Annotated in this window: 22 protein-coding genes and 1 pseudogene; 10 read left to right on the top strand and 13 right to left on the bottom strand. The window is 35.4% G+C overall.

The window, feature by feature from the left end:
• Nucleotides 1–44: 44 nt before the first annotated feature.
• The 5 genes from A3GQ_RS0104350 to A3GQ_RS0104330 form a co-directional block, all read right to left on the bottom strand.
• Complete coding sequence (locus A3GQ_RS0104350) at nucleotides 45–677, bottom strand: NAD(P)-dependent oxidoreductase (RefSeq protein ID WP_028776015.1); 633 nt, start codon at nucleotides 675–677, stop codon at nucleotides 45–47.
• 61 nt (nucleotides 678–738) lie between these two features.
• Entirely contained in the window at nucleotides 739–1,566 is an 828-nt protein-coding gene (locus tag A3GQ_RS0104345; RefSeq protein WP_028776014.1) for an SGNH/GDSL hydrolase family protein, read from the bottom strand.
• Nucleotides 1,567–1,750: 184 nt separating this feature from the next.
• Nucleotides 1,751–2,452, bottom strand: a complete 702-nt coding sequence (locus tag A3GQ_RS0104340; RefSeq protein ID WP_028776013.1) for an ABC transporter ATP-binding protein — start codon at nucleotides 2,450–2,452, stop codon at nucleotides 1,751–1,753.
• Nucleotides 2,453–2,836 carry a GntR family transcriptional regulator gene (locus A3GQ_RS0104335; RefSeq protein WP_028776012.1) on the bottom strand — a complete coding sequence of 128 codons (384 nt, stop codon included), beginning with the start codon at nucleotides 2,834–2,836 and terminating at the stop codon, nucleotides 2,453–2,455.
• 6 nt (nucleotides 2,837–2,842) lie between these two features.
• A complete protein-coding gene (locus A3GQ_RS0104330; protein ID WP_028776011.1) occupies nucleotides 2,843–3,649 on the bottom strand; it encodes an LTA synthase family protein in 807 nt (268 codons plus the stop codon).
• Nucleotides 3,650–4,039: 390 nt separating this feature from the next.
• Between A3GQ_RS0104330 and A3GQ_RS0104325 the strand changes: the two genes are divergently transcribed.
• The 7 genes from A3GQ_RS0104325 to A3GQ_RS25550 all read left to right on the top strand — a co-directional run bounded on the left by A3GQ_RS0104325 (nucleotide 4,040) and on the right by A3GQ_RS25550 (nucleotide 9,698).
• Nucleotides 4,040–4,768 carry a GntR family transcriptional regulator gene (locus A3GQ_RS0104325; protein WP_028776010.1) on the top strand — a complete coding sequence of 243 codons (729 nt, stop codon included), beginning with the start codon at nucleotides 4,040–4,042 and terminating at the stop codon, nucleotides 4,766–4,768.
• Nucleotides 4,769–4,907: 139 nt separating this feature from the next.
• Nucleotides 4,908–5,504 carry a hypothetical protein gene (locus A3GQ_RS0104320; protein WP_028776009.1) on the top strand — a complete coding sequence of 199 codons (597 nt, stop codon included), beginning with the start codon at nucleotides 4,908–4,910 and terminating at the stop codon, nucleotides 5,502–5,504.
• Between the two features lie 48 nt (nucleotides 5,505–5,552).
• Nucleotides 5,553–6,338: an energy-coupling factor transporter transmembrane component T gene (locus A3GQ_RS0104315; RefSeq protein WP_028776008.1), complete on the top strand. Its 786-nt coding sequence runs from the start codon at nucleotides 5,553–5,555 to the stop codon at nucleotides 6,336–6,338.
• A complete protein-coding gene (locus A3GQ_RS0104310) occupies nucleotides 6,335–7,189 on the top strand; it encodes an energy-coupling factor ABC transporter ATP-binding protein (protein WP_028776007.1) in 855 nt (284 codons plus the stop codon). The genes A3GQ_RS0104315 and A3GQ_RS0104310 overlap by 4 nt, the downstream gene beginning before the upstream one ends.
• On the top strand, nucleotides 7,182–8,018 hold the full coding sequence (locus A3GQ_RS0104305) for an energy-coupling factor ABC transporter ATP-binding protein (RefSeq protein ID WP_028776006.1): 837 nt from the start codon (nucleotides 7,182–7,184) through the stop codon (nucleotides 8,016–8,018). Before A3GQ_RS0104310 ends, A3GQ_RS0104305 begins: the two co-directional genes overlap by 8 nt.
• Entirely contained in the window at nucleotides 8,005–8,748 is a 744-nt protein-coding gene (locus A3GQ_RS0104300) for a BtpA/SgcQ family protein (RefSeq protein WP_037463967.1), read from the top strand. Before A3GQ_RS0104305 ends, A3GQ_RS0104300 begins: the two co-directional genes overlap by 14 nt.
• 2 nt (nucleotides 8,749–8,750) lie before the next feature.
• Nucleotides 8,751–9,698: a carbohydrate kinase family protein gene (locus A3GQ_RS25550; protein WP_028776004.1), complete on the top strand. Its 948-nt coding sequence runs from the start codon at nucleotides 8,751–8,753 to the stop codon at nucleotides 9,696–9,698.
• Between the two features lie 162 nt (nucleotides 9,699–9,860).
• On the opposite strand, the gene A3GQ_RS0104290 is transcribed toward A3GQ_RS25550, so the two are convergent.
• Nucleotides 9,861–11,513 carry a YndJ family transporter gene (locus A3GQ_RS0104290; protein WP_028776003.1) on the bottom strand — a complete coding sequence of 551 codons (1,653 nt, stop codon included), beginning with the start codon at nucleotides 11,511–11,513 and terminating at the stop codon, nucleotides 9,861–9,863.
• A gap of 299 nt (nucleotides 11,514–11,812) precedes the next feature.
• Nucleotides 11,813–12,133, bottom strand: coding sequence for a YmaF family protein (locus A3GQ_RS0104285; protein ID WP_051271199.1), 321 nt, complete (start codon nucleotides 12,131–12,133; stop codon nucleotides 11,813–11,815).
• A 397-nt stretch (nucleotides 12,134–12,530) separates the two neighbouring features.
• Between A3GQ_RS0104285 and A3GQ_RS0104280 the strand changes: the two genes are divergently transcribed.
• Nucleotides 12,531–12,923 (top strand): DUF1259 domain-containing protein, encoded by a 393-nt coding sequence (locus A3GQ_RS0104280; protein WP_028776001.1) that lies wholly within the window; start codon nucleotides 12,531–12,533, stop codon nucleotides 12,921–12,923.
• Between the two features lie 154 nt (nucleotides 12,924–13,077).
• On the opposite strand, the gene rarD is transcribed toward A3GQ_RS0104280, so the two are convergent.
• The 6 genes and pseudogenes from rarD to A3GQ_RS23360 all read right to left on the bottom strand — a co-directional run bounded on the left by rarD (nucleotide 13,078) and on the right by A3GQ_RS23360 (nucleotide 19,500).
• Nucleotides 13,078–13,992 carry an EamA family transporter RarD gene (gene rarD, locus A3GQ_RS0104275; protein WP_037463965.1) on the bottom strand — a complete coding sequence of 305 codons (915 nt, stop codon included), beginning with the start codon at nucleotides 13,990–13,992 and terminating at the stop codon, nucleotides 13,078–13,080.
• Nucleotides 13,993–14,156: 164 nt separating this feature from the next.
• Nucleotides 14,157–15,347, bottom strand: coding sequence for an MFS transporter (locus tag A3GQ_RS0104270; RefSeq protein WP_028775999.1), 1,191 nt, complete (start codon nucleotides 15,345–15,347; stop codon nucleotides 14,157–14,159).
• 891 nt (nucleotides 15,348–16,238) lie between these two features.
• Nucleotides 16,239–16,676 carry a MarR family winged helix-turn-helix transcriptional regulator gene (locus tag A3GQ_RS23370; protein ID WP_037463963.1) on the bottom strand — a complete coding sequence of 146 codons (438 nt, stop codon included), beginning with the start codon at nucleotides 16,674–16,676 and terminating at the stop codon, nucleotides 16,239–16,241.
• Nucleotides 16,677–17,284: 608 nt separating this feature from the next.
• A pseudogene (locus A3GQ_RS23365) lies at nucleotides 17,285–17,819 on the bottom strand (GNAT family N-acetyltransferase).
• 29 nt (nucleotides 17,820–17,848) lie between these two features.
• Nucleotides 17,849–18,364: a GNAT family N-acetyltransferase gene (locus A3GQ_RS0104255; protein ID WP_028775998.1), complete on the bottom strand. Its 516-nt coding sequence runs from the start codon at nucleotides 18,362–18,364 to the stop codon at nucleotides 17,849–17,851.
• 584 nt (nucleotides 18,365–18,948) lie between these two features.
• Nucleotides 18,949–19,500 carry a TetR/AcrR family transcriptional regulator gene (locus tag A3GQ_RS23360; RefSeq protein ID WP_051271196.1) on the bottom strand — a complete coding sequence of 184 codons (552 nt, stop codon included), beginning with the start codon at nucleotides 19,498–19,500 and terminating at the stop codon, nucleotides 18,949–18,951.
• A 286-nt stretch (nucleotides 19,501–19,786) separates the two neighbouring features.
• Here A3GQ_RS23360 and A3GQ_RS26650 point away from each other — a divergent pair, with 286 nt between their 5' ends.
• Nucleotides 19,787–19,957: a hypothetical protein gene (locus tag A3GQ_RS26650; protein ID WP_156877539.1), complete on the top strand. Its 171-nt coding sequence runs from the start codon at nucleotides 19,787–19,789 to the stop codon at nucleotides 19,955–19,957.
• A gap of 77 nt (nucleotides 19,958–20,034) precedes the next feature.
• The gene (locus tag A3GQ_RS0104240) at nucleotides 20,035–20,421 is read left to right on the top strand and encodes a hypothetical protein (RefSeq protein ID WP_028775997.1); all 387 of its coding nucleotides are present in this window, start codon (nucleotides 20,035–20,037) and stop codon (nucleotides 20,419–20,421) included.
• Nucleotides 20,422–20,659 lie beyond the last annotated feature (238 nt).

The raw sequence follows: 20,659 nt of genomic DNA, 5'->3' as shown, positions 1-20,659 counted from the left end.
CAATACTTGAAAAGATAAGGATTTTCCTACGTTACGAGCTGTATTTAATAAGATACCTCTATTGTGGTTTGAAATGTTTTTGTATCTTCTATCATAGTTAACATGAGATGGGCGAGATCAGAGCGTGAAATGCCTTGAGCTTTGGCAAGGTGTTTATTTAGGGATGTACGATAATTAGTAGTAATGGGACCGTTTGTCAATCTTGGAGGGCGTATGATCGTCCAATTTACTCCACTTTTTTTTACTATTTCCTCCATTTGTTTCATGTCCGCATAAGCATACTTATACATAGGCTGAATGATCGAATAGATGACCCATTTCTGGTAAAAAGGTAGATCAGCTGGAATTTCAAGACCTGATGAAGATAGACAAATAAATCGATTCACATGATATTCTTGCATTAGCTGCAAAATATGGGAGCTTCCTCTGGAGTAGAGGGAAGTTGGTTCACGTTTCTTAACTCCTAAACAAGAGACAACCGCATCTTGTTTTTCCATGTATGATTGGATTGTAGAGACATCTAATACATCTCCTTTTACTATCTGTAATAATTTATGTTTCATTTTGAGTTCATGAGGATTTCTGACGATTGCAGTTACTTCATGCCCTGCTTCCAGAGACTGTTTTAAAACTTCTTTTCCAGTACCCCCAGTCCCTCCGAAAACGATAAGTTTCATATTGACTCCTCCTTATGCAGCTTCATCTCTTCTTCCATTAAAGTAATTTTGGCATGTGAAACTAACTGGTTAGTCTATTCACTACCGATTTTACAATCTGTTTTTGTCCTTCTAGTGATGGATGAATCCCATCTTCAAGCATCCAATCAGGGTCTACAGGGCTACCGAAACTGTCTTGAATATCAATTACAAATTCAGGGAACTGGAGAATACGTTCTCTGATATCCTGAAGGTCATCATTAGACCAACTTAATTGGAGTTGTTGGAAATAGGGGTTTGCACTAGCGCGGTTCTCTATAATTTGTGGTGGTGTCATCCATACCCAGGTAGCTTGTGTTTGTATTTGGGTAATATCTCTGATAGCAGATAAGTTTTTTGTGGTTTCGTCTACACTTACATAATTTTTTCCAACCGCATTTCCAATTCGCAAGACATCATTTCCGCCAACGAGACAGAATACCCAATCCGGCTTTTGCTGAATATATGTTGTAATATTTCGGAGTAGCTGACCACTGGTATAACCTGTAACACCATTGTTTATAAAAATGAATGAATCTTTTGGTCGATGCAAATGTAATATTTGTTTAAGGATTTCAAACCAAGAATTACTGTCATCTGTAATGCTATCTCCAATAGCCATTATTTTGGATCCAGCTAAAAAAGGAAGTTGATCTATCTGCTTGGCAAAAGAAGAATCATCTAGTAATTCTTGGGCTGCTTGTAATACATTTTGGTCGAATATTTTTTTTATTGCTAAATATGAATCTATTTCTAACCCAAAAAGGTTAGCGATTTTTTCTTTGTTCATATTTTGGATATAGTTTATTATTTTTTCAGGATGTTGGTATTGGACTAATTTTTCGAGTTGAGCGGTTTTTTTATCTCTCATTTAAAAATCCTCCATTATTTGTGTATTAGTGAACTACATAAATAGTACACTCGATCACCAGGATAAGTCAATCTGTTTTTTATTTATTTTTAAAGTTGAATCCATTTGTATTTGAATAGTGTTGCTGTAACTACGGATATACAAAAAAACCAACCCTGAGTTCTATTCTCATGGTTGGCTTGTTTTAAGTATAAGTATTCGTCATCCAATCTAGTAAATTTCCACCCGCTAATTCTCTTATATTATCTAAGTCATCAAATTTAATTATTTCACCATTTCGAATGGCTAGAACCATATCTAACAAGGGCTCTATTTCCATTACTTCATGAGTAGTAATCACAATAGTTTGTTCTGGAATATCCAGAAAAGCAATTAATCCTTTTATAATAGATGCTCTCATCATAGGATCAAGCCCAGTAAGTGGCTCATCAAGTAAGATAAGTGGGGCTTGTCTAGATAGAGCTAACACGATTTTAAGCCGACTCACATGTCCTTTTGAAAGAGAAGAAACTTTTTCGTTTGCATTTAACCTCATAAACTTTATCATGTCAGTTGCTTTTTCTAAATTAAAGTCTTTATAGATACGATTGTGGTAGGAAATGGTCTCACGAACAGTATAAAACGGATAGTATCCACTTTTTTCTGGTAAATATGCTATAGATTGTGAACTTCGACGTGTAATGTGATTACCATATAACGATATGTTACCTTTGCTAGGGAGAATCAATCCAGCCATTAATTTTAAAATAGTTGATTTACCAGAACCATTCGGTCCTACCATTCCGATAATTTTTCCTTTTGGAAGTTGGAAATGAATATCATGGATGATCTTTTTGTTGTATATCATTTTGGTAACATGTTCAAATGTAATTACAGGATCCACCATCTACTTGTCCCCCTCATTTAATGATTTAGCAAAGTATTCAACTAATCCTAAGGAAATTTCTTCTGTAGTAAAACCCATTTCTGTCATATCAGCAATAAATGTTTTGATTCGATCATGTTTTAAGTCAAGACGGAGTTGTTGCAATCGATCTCTGTTTTCAGTGACAAAGGTCCCTTGCCCTCGGCGAGCTTCCGCTAACGACTCTCGTTCTAATTCCATATAAACTCTTTGAATAGTGTTTGGATTAACTCCCATTTTCAAGGCCATTTCTCGAACAGAAGGGAGTTTTTCCCCTGGTTGAAGATCACCGCGTATAATTTGGCTGCAGATGTGTTGAATAATTTGCAAATAAATAGGAGTTTTACTAGAGAAATCTTTTCCCATCGTGTTTTACACCTCAACTTTCCGGTCTAGCATCCACCCCACAGTAAAAAAACAAGCAATTGTTAGGAGAAGACCGTACAACAAATCACTCCAGTATAATGGTTGTCCAAATATATTTTGAAACAAATGTAGAAAAGGGGAATTCGGTGCTAATTCGGTAGAAATTATTTTTGTTACGTCTAATAAGTTTATTGAGCCAAAATGAAAGATTGGGTTTGCTGTTGAAATTCCATGTAAAAGACGAATGAGTAGTAGACAACTTACAAATAAGACGAGGATAAATGTCCATCTCCATGCTTTCAGCTTGTCTCGAAGTAGATTTCCAATGAAGTAAAACAAAAATCCAAGGGAAGCGAGAAGTAGAGAACGAAATGGGATGAAAATAAACAGTTCAATGGCATGTTGCTTAAATAGTTGTGTAGTGACAGCCAAAAATGAGTTATTATTTGTTGTTGAAAAATCAAAATGCAAGGTTGTCCAGAAAAATGTGAATGTTAGTAGTAATGATAGAAACATAAGGATAACCCCTGCAAAAAATTTGGCGGAAAGTAAGATCCATCCTGATTGAGGGGATTGTAACCATAAGGAACCATGTATTTCTTCTTCGTACAGATTAAATAGGAGATATGCTAACAGATAAAAATGGTGCCAGATTATTAGAACAAATAGTGATAAACTTGCTATCCCGGAGTGAGAGCTATTAGCTAAGTAGATACCTCCTATCCCGATGGTTAATAAAACTAGTAAATTCACGATCCAAAATAGACGTGTGAGTCGAAATTCTTTCTGAAACAAAACCCACCAAACAGCCAATTTGTATTTCCCCTCTCTTACCCATTTCCTATTGATTTGGTATTTTTGTATTAGTGTTATAAGGTAATAGTACAGTTAGTAGGTAAAGAGAGTCAACAGACAGATGAGTGAACCTGAGTCGGGCAACAGATAGAAAGGAAATGACGAATCTATCCTACTACAGGACACTGGACAGCCAAGCAAGGTAGTTTGTTTAGATTTCTTCATTTTTTCTAGAAAAACAAGTCTTTTTTTCACGTTATAGAGCGTTTCCTTTTGCATGATACATAGTGAATCCCTACCCTATAAGATAGGATTGACTTATATAATAGTATTAAGTTAAAATGAACTTGTACACACGAGTGGATGACTATATGAATTTTATTTACAATGGAAGTGGAGTGTTATAGATTGCTTAATAAAGATGATTTTGTTCCTTTGTATATTCAAGTTTATAGCAAACTGAGAAGTCGAATTTTAAACGGAGAATACAAAAATGGAGAGGCAATTCCTTCTGAAACGGAATTAATGAAAGCGCTACAATCTACTAGAGGAACGATACGAAAGGCAATTGCTTTGTTAGTGAATGAAGGATTAGTTCAACAAATACAAGGGAAAGGCACCTTTGTTTTGTTAAGACCTATCAATTATACGATGACCAACTTCGGTGGTTTTACAGATGGGTTAAAAAATAGAAAAGAAACTCCTTCATCCAAGGTGTTGGAACAAAAAAAAGTCTCATTAGATGGAAAGGAATACTATAAATTAGTTCGAGCAAGAGGCGTGAAAAGAGATGACACAGTCAATTATTTGATGGTTGATATCTCTCATATACCTCTCTATTTGTTTCCAGGGTTAGATCGTTATGACTTTGAAAAGGAGTCTTTATACCATGTATTCAGAAATGATTATCATATTTTCCCAAAACGTGCAGAAATAAAACTAGTTCCAGAGGGGATTACGCCGCAGATCAGGGAACTATTGAAAGTTGATGAATCCGAAGTTGCGCTGATGAAAGTAGAGGGCAGCATTTTCGATGGAAATGATGTGGAGATAGAAAAGGTCAAAATTATTTGCGCACCTAGTGTGGAAGTGAAAATCATGACAAGTATCAATAATGATTTAAATTTTGCAGAGTAGAAACGGATTGTTTTGTCGGAATTTATTGGAGTGCTGATTATGGAAAGGAGGTGGCGTAAACAAATAAGATAAAGTAGATTTCAGCAAACATATAGTAGAACTGAGTCCATTTTTTAATGACATCAAGGAGGGATTTACCATGAAACAATCGCACAAATTAACCATTTTTTTAATTCCAATTGGCGTTGCAGTTAACTTTATATGCGGACAAATTATCTTATTATTAAAGCTTCCCATTTATCTTGATTCAATTGGAACGATTGCAGTCGGAGCCTTGTGCGGAGGGATTCCAGGTGCAATTGTTGGAGCGATCTCCAATATATTGAATTCTATTACGAATCCAACCAATATGGCTTATATCATTCTTAATGTATTGTTTGGATTACTTGCTGGTTTCTTAGCCAAGAGAGGTGTTTTTAATAGCCTATGGAAAACGACACTTTCAGCGCTCGCTTTTGCGATTGTAGGAGGAGGATTAGGTTCTAGAATTACCTATTGGTTCTTTGGTGGGCTTGGTGCTGGAACGACAGGTGCTATTACAGGAATTCTCATGCAAATGGGTTTTTCCGCGAATACAGGAGTATTTATCACAGAGTTTTTTGCAGATATTCTTGATAAAATTCCTACAGTAATCATTGTATTCCTTATATTACAACGGATTCCTGCCAAAACATTAGTCAAGCTCCCTCAAGGTAAGTTATTCATCAAAGAAAAAGCAGACACCAAAGGAATCTGACGATAAGGGAATGTTTGTGCTTTTAAATATAGTGAAAGGAACGTTCGAATGGATTATGAATTTGCCTATTCCTTTAAAAAACCGCAACTTACAAATAATTGGATATTAGATATGAATCCACTGAGCAAATTGAATCTACTCATCATCCTATTCATTATCCCGATTACGGTACAGAGTTGGAAATGGAATGTTATGATCATTATTTTCTATTTCTTAGTAGCGCTTGTAGCAGGTTGTTTCAAACGTTTCACTCGCTTGTATTTGCGATTTGGTTTAATGGTGGGTTTGTTACTCTTTGTGTTAAGGGCATTGTTTATACCAGGAGAAAATCTGCTATATAAACTCTGGTTTATCAACATCACCCAAGAAGGAGTAGATAGCGGCCTACAATTTTCTACTTTAGTCGTAGCAATATGCGGGGCGATCATCTTATATAGCATTGTCACTCGAGCGAAAGATTTCATGTATATGATAGAAAAGCTGGGAGCGTCACGAGTGATTTCTTATGTTATCCTTTCTTCTTTTCAATCGATAATTGATTTGGGAGAAATGTCAAAAGTGATTTTGGATTCCCAACGTGCAAGGGGAATTGAAACAGAGGGAAATATACGCCAACGGATTAAGGCATTTATTCCAATCTTAGGTCCATTGTTTTTAGGAGCAATTTCAAATGCAGAAGAAAAAGCAATTGCGATGGATGCGAGAGCATTTTCTATGCCGATTAAAAACACTCACTTATGTCATCTTCGATCCCTACCTGTTGGGGAGAAAGCAATTTTGATTGCCGCTAATATTGCTTTTATTGGATTTGTCGTTTGGAGGTTGATGGCATGAGTTATATCGAACTAAAACAGGTTTCTTATCAATACCCGCTTGCAAGTGAGTGGGCACTAAACGATGTTACTTATTCATTTGAAAAAGGAAAACTCTATGGAATTATTGGTGCAAATAGGGGTGGGAAAACAACTCTGTGCAACCTCGTGAGAGGATTTATACCGCATTTTTATCAAGGGGAACTGATGGGCCAAGTTTTGATAGAGGGAAAAGACATCCGGGAATGGGAAAATCATCAGTTATCTACAGAGATTGGATATATTTTCCAAAATCCATTTTCGCAGATTAGCGGTGTAAAAGAGACTGTTTTTGAAGAAATCGCCCTAGGACTTGAAAATTTAGGGGTAGACAAAGATGAAATGATCGAACGTACGATTCAAGTTGTCAAATGGTTGAAATTAGAAGATTTGATTAAGAAGAATCCTAATAATCTTTCTGGAGGTCAGCGTCAAAGGGTTGCTTTTGCATCTATTATCGTAATGAATCATGACATTCTGGTGATAGACGAACCTACTTCTCAGCTTGATCCAAGTAGTACAGCGGAAGTGTTTGAGATCATTCATATGTTGAAAGAGCAGAAAAAAACGATTTTACTTGTCGAACATAAGGTAGAATTGATTGCAGAATATGCAGATGAAGTTTTGGTGTTTGAGAAAGGCCAAATCGCAAGCTATGGGTCTCCAGCAGATATACTTTCACGTAAGGATTTAATGGAAAGAGGTATATCGATTCCATCTGTGGCACTGCTAGGTCATGAGATGCGAGAGAAAAATATGGCAATGGATTCCATTCCCATTACAAAATCACAAGCTCTTGAGCAGATTTTAAAAGGGGGAAAGAACGATGATTGAATTGAAAGACGTAACGTTCGCATACCCCAATGGATATATTGCAAATGAAAATCTTAATCTCGTGATCAACAATGGTGAACGAGTTGCTATCATTGGTCAAAATGGAGCAGGTAAAACCACCGCAGTCAAGCTGATGAATCGGCTAAACAAACCGACTACAGGTGATGTCATCGTTGATGGTAACAACACCAAAGAGAGAACAACAGCTCAAATTTCCGCCTATGTGGGTTATGTTTTTCAAAATCCCGATGAACAAATATTCAACAGTACCGTGGCGATGGAAGTTGAATATATGCTCAAATATAGAAAATTAGATCAAAAAGACATAGATCGACGCAGAGATCGAGCTGTTGAACTGACAGGTATCCAGGATTATTTAAAAATGAATCCTTTGGATGTTCCCTATTCATTGCGTAAGTTTATCACGATTGCTGTCGTATTAGCAATGGAAACGCCTTATATTATTTTAGATGAACCGACAGCAGGACAAGATTTACAAGGATTGAAAACGCTTTCTAATATGATGGATGCCCTGCAAGATGAGGGTAGAAGCGTTATTACCATAACTCATGATATGGAGTTTGTTGCTGACCATTTTACTAGAGTAGTGGCTATGGCAAATAAGCAGATCATCGCAGATGATACAGCAGATAATATATTTTGGAACGCTGAGGTAATAAAAGAAGCTAGGATCAAAGAGCCTCAGATTGGCGAGATTGCAAAAGAACTAGGATTAAAAGGGAATATCATTCATCGAAGAGATCTAGTAGATGCTCTAAGTCATCAGAAGAAAGCTTTTATTCGAGGTGGAAGCAATGAAAAGGAATAAAAAGGGCTTTTTGGATTTATTTCATGTGAAAAAGCCGATCATGGCAATGATTCATTTAAAAGGAACAAATGATGAGCAAAAGGTTGAGATTGCCAAAAAGGAGATTGATCAACTCATTCATCATGGCATAGATGCAGTAATTATTGAAAACTATTTTGGTAACGTGGAAAATGTAGAGGAAGTTTTGAAATATATTCATCATGAACGCAAAGAGATTATTTATGGTGTAAATGTACTCGATGATGATCGCAAATCATTTGAACTGGCTAATAAATATGGAGCCCATTTCATACAGATAGATTCGATTGCAGGACATTTGACAGTAGAAGAGGATAAAGGGTTTGATGAATTTATTAGTCAAATGCGTAGACAGAGTCAAGTGTATGTGTTAGGAGGTGTCCGCTTTAAATACCAACCCTATTTATCTGGACGCTCTTTAGAAACAGACTTAAGACTTGCTACACAACGTTGTGATGGGATCGTTGTGACAGGCTCAGGAACTGGTATTGAAACGGACTTCGGCAAAATACAGAAATTCCGAGCGATTATCGGTGATGATTTCCCATTGATTGTAGGAGCAGGTGTGACTGCTGAGAATGCCGCTGTTCAACTTTCTCAGACGGATGCTGCTATTGTTGGTAGTTATCTTAAGGATACTTACAAGGATGATGGCGACGTGAGTGTAGAGCATGTCCAACATTTTATGAAAGAAGTTGGGAAATGGAGGTAAGTATGGAACGAGAGTATGCTTTTTTTGTTGGAGATGTGGCCTTAGATGAATATTATCGAGCACCTTATTGGCCGAATATGAGAGATAAAGTATTAGTGGAAACGTTGGATAAACACATGGGTGGTATGATAGCAAATGCAGCTAGTGTGTATGCTGGTTATGGGGAATCTGTTCATTTTCTTGCTCTTCTTAATAGCGGAAATATTACACAGATATTACGTGAGGATCTTCGACAGAGAGGGATAGACGATCGTTATGTATTGTATGACGATACATTACCAGATGCTAAAAATATCATCATTCTCACGGAAGACGAGCATACCATTTTTATACCTACCTTAGGTATTCAACATTTTGAGATTACACCTGAGATCGTGGATGCTATGTGTAAAGCGAAATATGTTTACACAGCTATCATCGAGATCAGAAATTGGCATTGTGGTGATATGAATGCAATCGATATCATCAGAAAGATCAGGGCTAGTGGTGCAAAAATGATCTATGACCTAGATGTAGCTCATCTAGAACCTGGTGATGAAGAATTTTTAAAAGAGATGGACATTGTATTCTTTAATAAGAATGGTTTTGATGTATATCGAAATGACCTATCTTATGAAGAAGGAATCTCACGATTGCTAGATTACGGAACGGAGATAGTAGTGGTCACATTTGCAGAAAAAGGTTGCAAAGTTCATACTCGAGAGCAACAGATTGAGGTACCTGGAATTTCTGTAGAAACGGTGGATGTTACTGGTGCGGGAGATACGTTTTGCAGTTCATTTCTCTATGCTCTAAATCAAACAGATGATTTACAAGAAGTTGCTCGATTTGCTAATGCAGCGGCAGCAAGAGCTGTTACCATTATGGGAGCTCGTGGAGGCGTTGCTTCACATCAAACCGTGATCGATTTCTTGAAACAACATAGTAACAAGTGCAAAACAAACAACTAAATCATTCACTCCATAAATAGATCCGAGTTTAAGTTTCCTCCTCATCACCATCTTTCTAATGATGACCAAGAATCGGACCAAAATATCCCCTGATAAATTAGTCAGGGGATATTTCATAGAATTCCTATATACAGTTCAAGTGGAGTTCGATAAATAGCAGTATTATTTTGCAATCATTTCATATTCGATATTAAGGACTTTTACTCCAAAAAACCAAAAACGATGGGTAACTTGTAATCTTCCATATTCATCAATCCAAATAAGGAAATTTTCATTGAAAGGAAAACGAATAGAAAAGTTTTTTGTCATGATATAATGACCCTCGTCACCGGTTCCTCCTCTTCTTGGAACGGAAGTTATTTGTAGAGATCCATCTACACCGTGTTCCAGCCGATAGATAGTTGCTCGATTGAATTTAGGTATTGGCATAGTGAAGTGTATATAACGTTCGCCATTATGTTCATGATCAGAATAAATACCAGTAATATAAGTCTCACCTGTGTTCTTATAACTGCAAACCCAAGCATTTAATTTTCTATTCCAATATTGCTCATGATTAATCACACTAACAATTTTGCTGTCAAGCTGTATAATGCCCTCATGAGGAGAGGGTATATTTGATTGTTGTATTTTATTCGAATATGCTTTATGAAATTTTTCAAATAGCCAAGCGGACTTTGCCCACCGTGCTTGAATGGAAACATCATATAATGCTGTATTTTCAAGAAAAGATATTACTTTTGGATGTAGTAGATCTATAATAAGGTCACTTCTTTTGAACTTTTCCAAGTTAGATACAATACCAGCATGAGATACGATTTGATCTTCATATCCATTTCGTTGTAAGAAATCATTACCGATATAGGATTCTCCATTTATATTGGTTTGAGGGAGTTGGTATAAATTGTTTTTCTCTATCGGCTTTCGATAATACCATCCAAATATTCCTAATGTAAATCCAACAGCAATAGGGATTTCATGATACCATAGCCATTGTTCTGGATTGATCCATGTATATCCTTGTAATTGAAATACACCATTTATGATAGCCAAAATAGAGGTTGCAACTAATGTAAGTGCAGATAATCGAATGCAAAGATTGGTGATGAAATTCTTTTTTTCCATATGGAAGAATACGAATAAACAATAAGTGATCATACACAAAGTGTAAATCCATAAACCTATGTTTTGAGCCCAAGAATTGGTTGTAAGCATGCCAATTCCAACAACAAGAGTGCTTATCATGATACCTTTGACTGTCCATCGATAACCAGTTCCAATTCTTCGATCAAGGGGTAAAACACGTCCCAAAAGGCCAATGAACAAATTAGATAAAATGGCTGTAAAAAAAAGATATAGTGTAGTTGTCAACAGAATATGATCTGTTACTTTATCTTCAGTAAAGCAATACACACTGAGGGTAATTCCACCAAATAGAGCATGCAGAAAGCTTGTATCCACTGCATTTTCTTCGAGTACATACCCACCACGCTCCATAAAGCGTCGTACACCATACAAAAATAAAGCTAGTGTATATATTGTCCAAAGTATAGATAGCATCCCTGATGCCATATTTGTTGAAAATGAAAGCGCTATTCCTATAGTTACTGCTATGTAAGGGTGATAGGTTAAAAGGAGTCTGTGATAATTGGAATGATTCCCATTTCGTTTTATTGTAGGAATAAGTGATATAAGTACTGGTATCAAGAGAAATACAGGTATCAAAAGTACCTTTTCAAATCCATTTACAAAAAAGATACAGACAATCCATAAAAAAGTAGAAATTACTAGATTTTTAGAAAAAGTATTTTTCATATGATCCAAATTTCCTTTTCTTTTTTTCGAATATTTTATCACATAAAACAGATAAATAGGGTGAAAAGGTAATGAAAAATGATGTATTGAAATGCAAATGATACTTATAATTTCAAAATGATAGAATAGTATTTTATATCATGTATATGACAAATCTTTTATTCTGTGGTGATAACTGATTCCATCTATCAACTCTGAAATTAATAGATGTGTAATGCGACAAGAGAACCGTCCCCTTGTCGCGATAAAAAAGGAAAAGCAACCTAAATTTTTCATTGGTTGCTTTTCCTTTTGTGAATCTATACAAGAGGTCGATCGATAAGTGTTCCAAATATAAAATTATGAATATGACCATCATTAAAAGTTGTAGAACCTTTTGCAACATGAATGTGTTTCCCGTTTCCGATAGGTATAGCAGGACCTGTTGTAATAATAACTTGGTGTAGATGATTGAGAAAGTCTGTATTCGCTATTATTTTATGAACATGATTTCCGCCTTTTATCGGAATAGCTTGGCTTGTAACTCCTGCAAAGCGGTGATTATGCCTATCTTGTCCCTGTTCTGCTAACTTTGTACTACCTAAAAATTCATGTGTATGTCTTTGCTTTTTTGTACTCATGTTTCCACCTCGAATTATAGTTAACTTTGTCACTGGACATTATATTCTGCTTACTCCATATGGTTCTTTTTTTCTTATTTTTTTAAATACGCCTGAAAGTAGACAATTATTATTAAATAATATGGTGTATATCACCGCTTTTTTATTTACTTTTGAGAGTGATGATTTATGAGTTTGGCTATCTGTTTTGTTTTGCCATTTACTGGTCAATTTTTCGATGTGTATGAATACATGGTGATGCAATCTAGAATAATGTAAAGCTAGTTAAAAAATCGTTATAGGAGCACCAGTTATCAACCTGAAAATATGATTGTATCTTTGTTTCGGAGTAGGCATGTGTCGATTCAAACCTGTTCACAAACTCATATCCTATAAGTGAACAGGAGGTAATTAATCTATGATGAGCAATAATGAAACACTCTGCCGTAAGTTTGCTAAGATTATAGGTGGAAAAGCTGGTTTTGCGGGTGGGAAATGTGTGGTTACAATATCACGCGATCAAATAAAAGCAACAATTTTGGGCAAGAGATTTGGTGTCACTTCTTCTTTCTCTTTTGAGTCAAAAAATAAGAGAAGTGGCAGAGCGTTATGTTTAGGGAGAATTGCACTGTTACAAAAAGAAGTCGAGAAATTTATTTCTGTACTTCGCAATCAGGGAATAAAAGTATCATCTATACACAACGAGTGGTTGTTTGATAATCCTCGTTTGATTTATGTTAATATCGAATCTGTTGAAAAACCATTGATTTTTGCAAGAAAAGTCAGGAGAGCATTAAAATTCACGAGATAAATGGACTTTTTACATGAAACTACACAATATTCTGTGATCTACCAAAGAGAAAAGCCCGCTAACAGGGCAAGAATTAAAATAGTCTTCCCTTGTACCCAAACATAGGATAAAAAAAGCCCTTTATAAGGGCTTCATGAACAATATAGAAACAAAATTATTGGCTGTTCATTACTAACTTCTTCTTTTTGAACCATTTTTGTATCCCATTTATCTGCGAAAGAGTGTAGATAAAAATAGCTATCCAAATGAATCCAAAACTTATCCAATCGGACCTAGTAAAACTCTCATGAAAAAAGAAAACGCCAAGAATTAAAGCAATCGTCGGAGCTAAGTATTGCAAAAATCCTATTGTTGATAACGGAACTCTTTTTGCTCCTTGAGCAAACCAGAGAAGTGGTATTGCTGTGATTACCCCTGAAAAGATAAGTAAAACCACACTAGGTAGTGGAATTTGACTAAACGAACCAGTACCACTTCCTTCTAAATACAACAAATATCCCAAAGCAAATGGGGCAACCATCATAGTTTCCAATGCAAGGGAAATGATAGCTTCTACTTTTAGTAGTTTTTTTGAAAGTCCATATAATGCAAATGTAAAGGATAAAGAGAGTGCTATCCAGGGGACCTGCCCAAATTCGATGGTCTGAATAATGACACCTATCAAAGCTAAAACCAATGCGATCCATTGCCATCTTTTTAATCGTTCTTGTAGAAAGATCGTTCCGAAAGCAATGCTGATGAGTGGATTAATATAATACCCTAAACTTGTCTCAATAACATGGCCATTATTTACAGCCCAAATATATATAAACCAATTAGCACTGATGAAAATAGAGCAACCTAAAATAGAGAAAACCACTTTCCAATCTTGTAAGGCTTGTTTTACTTGAAACCATTGGTTCTTTATGGTGAGGAGAATGGCAATAAACAGGAAAGACCAAAAAATGCGATTAGCAAGTATTTGTAGAGCAGGCACATTGTTCATGTAGTGCCAGTAAAGTGGGAGAATTCCCCATAAAAGAAATGCAGAGGCTACATACCGAATGCCTGTTCTGTTTTCTTGTGTCATGATGGGCCTCTTTTCTATAAAAATAGCAGTAATTTTTTATTACAATCCTTTTATTCTATTTATAATTATTTTAACTGTATAGCTTTTTTATTAATAGTCGCTGAAATATAGGTATAAATAGATTCCATTAGCTTGGAAAAAACAAACGGATGTTCATAGGTCACCTAGGCAACTAATGTTTTATTTTTATCTTTATCTTTTGCTTGTCCAATTGAAGCTAGTATTTGAACTACCATCATTATTACAGCAATCATAGCCATTCCTATTATCGCTAATGAGAAGCTTTTTGTAGAATCATGAATCCAACCAAGTAGGATAGGCCCTGCTGATCCAATTATATAACCTATTGATTGAGTCATCGCTGCCCATGAAGCAGCTTCTTGGGCATTTTTAGTGGCATCAATAGGAAGTAGCAAATTAAGTGGAAACAATGATCCAGCACCAATACCAATAAATAGAGCTGCAATCCATGGTTCAAAAGCGAATAATATCATAAGGAAACCTATTAATTCCATAGATGATGCAATTAGTAGCCAAGTCAAACGAGATGGAATTCGCTTGAGAAGTACCGGAAGTAGCAAACTAACTGGAATTTGAACGACTACAAAAATAGTTAGCACATTACCAGCGTACATTTTACTGTATCCCATGTTTTGAATAATAGGTGGTAACCATGCAGTTACCGAATAAAACAACATTGCCATAAGTCCGAATGATAGTGTCAAAAGCCATGCAGTTTTATTTCCCCAAGGCATTTTTACTTCTTGTTGAACGGAAGGTTGGTTAGTAGTTTTTTTTATCCGATGTAAAACAAATAACCACCAAACAGGTACTGCGATGATTGCAAAAATCGCCCAAATCGCCAATGCTCCTTGCCAGTTTAGACTTGTTTGTAATGGTGCAGTCAAACCAGAGGCAAGTGCAGCTCCAATCGTAAGTGCAACTGTGTAAATAGCAATCATGGAAGGAACTTTTGTTTGAAAGTAACGTTTAATAAATCCTGATAATAGTGGTCCTACAGCAGCAATTCCTACTCCTGCAATGAATGCTGTGAGTAACAAAAAAAGCGTCGAGTTTGAAAAGAACCGTAGAATGGTTCCAAAACCAATAAACGCTAACGACCATCCGATAACACGTTCTATTCCCCAACGATTTCCTAATTTCGCAGCTATTGGAGAGAAGATTCCCATACATAAAACTGGGATGGAGGTCAATAAACTTGCTATAGAAGCACTCATACCTAAATCATTTCGTATGTTTTCTAAAATAGGTGAAATTGAATTTATTGCTAGACGTAAATTGAGTGATGTTATAAAGAGAGCCACCATCATAAGACTGCCAGTTATTTTTTTCATATGGATCACTTCGCCTTTATTTTTGATAGATGTTTGTGTGTTTTGATGTTGTTATAACTAGTTGATCTTGTGACTCATCTGAGAATTTATCAAGAAATTGTAATCTCAAGAAATGATTCCAAGCGGGATGAATAATAGTGATCATAATAAAAAACTATTTAAGCCTATTCAGATAATTCAGATTGTCTTGGCAATTTGTTTAAGTTATAAATCGCTGTATACACATTATAGATTTTGAATTAGTTTGTCTGAACAAAAATATCCCTTGGTCAACTAGCCAGGGGATGATTCCAATATTTAAATTATTTATCCATAGAATTCTATATATAAAGCTTAAATTGAGCTATCCTTGAAAGAATGTATTATTTTGCAATCATTTCATATTCGTTTTATCGTAAGAATAAGCGATATAAATATTGGAGTATCAAGAGAAATATAGGTATCTAATTTCTCGTATTATCGAAGAAGCCTCTTGGCATTAATTAGGAAAGGGTTTCTGCTTTCTTCGGTTGGATGTTCTAGATAAAATGAAAGATATCTCTTTCTAATAGATAATTGCACATTTTAGTCGACCTTCAAATATACAAATCAAGATTTAATAGATTCACTTAATAAAGCTAAAAATATAACAGAAAGAAGAGGAGGTTATTTTAGTATAAACTTCTATAAAAGATTATACTAAAAAATAGATTTGCCAAGCTATGGAACTTATCTGTCCCGGTTCTTGGAATAAAACATTAAAATCAGCTGGAATACCGGTTCAACAAGAGGAAGTATAGGGAAATTTATACAATGAAGAACTCCTCACAATCCTGCAAACTTATGCTTAGACAGAAGACCTCCTCTTTTATCATCTGTCTATTTTGACAGAGGTAAGTTCAACTTAACTTCTCATTCGTCTCCTTTTATTTCATCCAGTGCATTCATCGTCATCTTTTTTATCTTTTGGACTAAGTCATCCGCTTCTGCTGTTGTTAAGCCGGATGAAATCGTTTGAGTCCAATAATTCAGTTTGGTTTTAATAAAATTGCGCATCTCTAATCCTTTAGTAGTTAATGTGACCAAATACGCTCTGCTGTCATTTGGATCCCGGGTTCTTTTTACATAACCGAGCTTTTCAAGTCGTCCAATTGCACGCGCTGTAGCAGCTTTGTTTATAAATAGATTGGTGGACAGCCGCTCTTGGGAAATACCATCTTTTTCATACAGATTAACCAAAAAGATGTATTCAGATGAATTAATATCGTAATCTTTTAACTCTCTGTTCAGGTAAATTTGAAATTGACGATGTAGCACGGAAATCCATCTAGCAATGCTTTCTTTTTTCATAAGTATCCTTCTATTCATATAGTATACTAGTCAACCATATGAAAAAGTATACCATCAATTAGGTTGAATAGTCAACTAAAGTTGGATTATATTGTTAAAAACAAATTATTTTCGTATCCTAATCGTTGAGAAGCGTGTTCAATAAGTTAGGAGTTTTTCTACACATCTTCATCTGCCTCAACTGCATAGCCTCGAAGCTGAAAATAGGTTTGAAAAACCTAACGGCATGGAGAGCTGGACAAATCAAGTAGAAACTGCTAGAAAAGGATCAAGTAAACCTAGAGCAGTATCTGACCGATTTATTACGATCACTCAGACAGCATAAAAGACATATTCATTGTGAACAGTCATATAGACTAAAATCGATATATTGATATGTCTCGAAGGATTGGATTTTTTTCTTTTCTATTGGTCATTTATATCTCTATTAATTAAGTAGAGAACATGATTGTTCAACCTAATCATTTTATTACATTTTTATACCATAAGAACCTGGAATTATTGAATACAGAGAATTTTAAAATCAAACGACACAAAACCACCTGTTGATCTACAATAAAAGGTGGTTTTGTATTAATGAATTTTCGTTGTAGTGGATTCCCATAGCTTTATTCGGAAAAAACTTCTGAATAACGAACAACACCTTGCACATTTTCAAGAGAATTCTCCGTTAATTCTAAAGCCATGAAAAATTCATCCGGCACTTGAAACGAAGCTCGTATATTCCATAAATGAGCTTGTTTGAATCCGAATTTTGGATAATAGTCTTTATGTCCTAAAACAATAACAGAATCATATCCAATTTTTTTTTGCTTTTTTCAATGCATCCTGAATTAATAGGCTTCCAATTCCTTTTCGTTGATACAAAGGTGCAATAGCCACTGGGGCAAGCGTCAAAGAATCTACAACTTTATCGTTATCTACGATTGTAATTTTGGATAAAAGAATGTGGCCAACAATTTCTTTGTTTTGATTGATTGTGACTAATGAAAGTTCAGGAATAAATGCATCTGATTTTCGAATGCGATTTACAAGTAAATGCTCTTTCTTGTTACTATATCTTTCATTTAAAAAGGCTTTTTTAATCACATCTTCAGTCGTTTTATATTCTTCAGTGAGCTCTTGTCTAATTAATATATCCATAGAAATCTCCTGTTCTTTTAATAAATTAATTATAAATGGTACTGCTCTCCACGATATGTCCAATAAAGGAATCCTGCATCTTCATGATCTAGTTGGAAACCTAGTTTGACTAATATGTTTTTGGAACCAATATTATCAGGCTCGCATCTTGAAACGATACCTTTGATCTCCTTTTGAGTCCATGCCCAGCTTAATAATTTTTGAACAGCTTCAAAACAATAACCTTTTCGACGATGACTTTGATTTGTACCAAATCCGATTTCAATTAAACCGTCAGAAGCGGGATTACCTAAAAAACCGACACTACCTACTATTTCTTTGGTGTCCTTCTTGAGTGCGATCCAAGAATCAAATCCCTTTGTCCCATTGTTTTTAATCAGAAGTTCTCGAAAATAGGGCAACGCTTCGGCAAATTCAGGTTCAGGCCACTCACCGTTGGTTTTGTATCCTAAAGCTTCGATTTCCTTTGTATCACGTTGAGTTGCTGCTTCTAATAAGTCAAGCTCAAGCGTTCTTAATAACAGTCGATTTGTCTCGAGTAGCATATTTGATTCACCTTTCTTTGTAAAAATCAGTTATTTTTGTTTTATGGGAAATTCAAAGTGATAAAGACTTATTATTTAGTCTGTTAATCGTTGTATTTGTTTTAAAATCCTGCTCCTTTATTTTTTGAGGCAACAAAAAAGACAGAAAATGAACTAGGTTCATTTTCTGTCTTTAAAATAGGGTACTCTCCATAAAAACGTCTAATCAAAAGAATGCTGAATACAGCACAGGTCATGACGTATTAGGATAGAATCCTAGACTTCAATTGGTCCCTTTCGTTCTTAACTATTCTTCGATAGAAGCCACCCACAACAAATAAACATAGCTTTTTATGCCATGAAATAGGTTTGCTTACAAACCGATATGAAATTACTAGTTAAGAACTACCACAAACATAAAAGACTCTCCTCGAACAAAATTATTACCTCATTATCTAGATAATATAATTAATTTGGGTATTCTTTCAAGTGGAAAAATGATAAAAAAGGAGAGGCGCAAAGAATTCATGAGCACACCTATTTTAAGCTGTGAAATATCACATATTTATTCCGTTTTGGCACAATCAAACGGATAAAAGGGATTTTTATATCTTTTTGGAGCCCTTTTGGATGTATTTACTTATTGCTTTATATATTTGAAATAGATCCTTCCCCTTCATAGGCGGAAATAAATGTTGTGATCCAATATATAAGGTGTAATAGATTTTAGCTAATAATTCACCATCTACACTATCTTTATATACATTCTCACATAATTCCTTAGCATAATTTATTCTACTTTCATCTACACGTTGTTGATAGGAGCGAATGGTTTCATCATGAGATGCCCAAGCGCGAATTTTCACTTCAAGCGTACTATCTGCCAAGCTAGTAACAAGCTTTGTTAAGCGATTGAGTTTTTCTCGGGGACTTTCTTCACTTTGACTTAATACAATTACTCCTTGGGTCCGGTCTTCTTCCCAAAGTTGGAGTAGGGAATGGATATAATCTTGGCGATTTTTGAAGTGATGATAAAATGATCCTTTTGTAAGATTTAATCTACGACAAAGTTCATCAATTGTTAATTGATCAGGTCCTGCTTGTTCAAGCACAGCAAAACCTTCATGTAACCATGAAAGTTTAGTTTTATTATTCATTTCTTCGCTCCTTTTGGATCAATATATCATACCTTTTGGTATGCAAGGAAGAAAGTTAGAGATTTTTAAGCGGTCTGTTCGAGTCTGAAATAATTAGAGAAAAAGCATTTACAGATCGTGTATATGCATGGAGTGAACAGTTTGTTTCTTCATCGCGAATGGTGATCAAAAGGAGTGCAAATAAAAATTTACACCTCTTATAATACCATACCGTATGGTATTATAAGAGGCAGAAAGAACAGTTATAAATAGTCAAACAATCAAATTCATGAGAAGAGGGAATGTTATGCATCCATCCGATCACTGGGGTTTTTGGAGAGATATTGCTTCTAAGTCATTTAGTTATTCTTTTGCAACGGTTAATCCAGATGATTCTCCACATGTTACTCCCATTGGATCATTTATGCTCATTAAGAATGAGCCAAAAGGCTTATATTTCCAAATTTTCACTTCCTAGATGACACGAGCTAACTGGAAATTTTCAGACTTAACTTTTAAGAATATTAAAAAGATACTATAAAGAGGTGTATGAACATGAATTGGCAAGATATAGCTTTAATAGTGGCTGCTGTTATCGGAATCGGTATCGCTGTGATTCATGGCATGATAATCCAGCGGCGCATGGTTCGTCCGTTTGAGGAGTATTTCCGCTCGGATGAGAGGATAGAAGTGCTTATCAGAAGGCTTGTCCCGTTGATGTTACATTACAGCACGATATGCTGGATTCTCGGTGGATTCGCATTGATCGTTGCAATTTGGTTTGAGCAGGGAGCTAGGTTTGCGACTGGCCTGTTTGTTGGATGTTTGTATCTTTCTGGAGCGATCATTGCCCTTTGGGCGACGCGCGGTCGCCATTTTGCAGGGATACTTTATGTAATTGCGGTCATTCTGATCGGCTTAGGCATCAACATCAGCGGCTGAAGAGAAGCAAGTATTGTCTCAAAGTTATATATTGTACATCGATATATTATGATACAGATGACCACGGGTTTAACCTGTAGTCATCTTTTTTGGATTGAAAAATGACAGGTCGACTATAATTGGTTGATTGTTGTATTCGCAGGATAGCGATGTTTCTTATATTTAAGAGTGGAAGAGATGAAAAATACAAGCTATCTAGTGATAACTTGTATTTTTTTATATTTTATCTATTTTAAGT

The organism is Shimazuella kribbensis DSM 45090 (assembly GCF_000428065.1).
Taxonomy (GTDB): Bacteria; Bacillota; Bacilli; order Thermoactinomycetales; family Thermoactinomycetaceae; genus Shimazuella; species Shimazuella kribbensis.
Note: the sequence above shows the minus strand (reverse complement) of the source record. Positions and strands in the feature narration are given on the sequence as shown.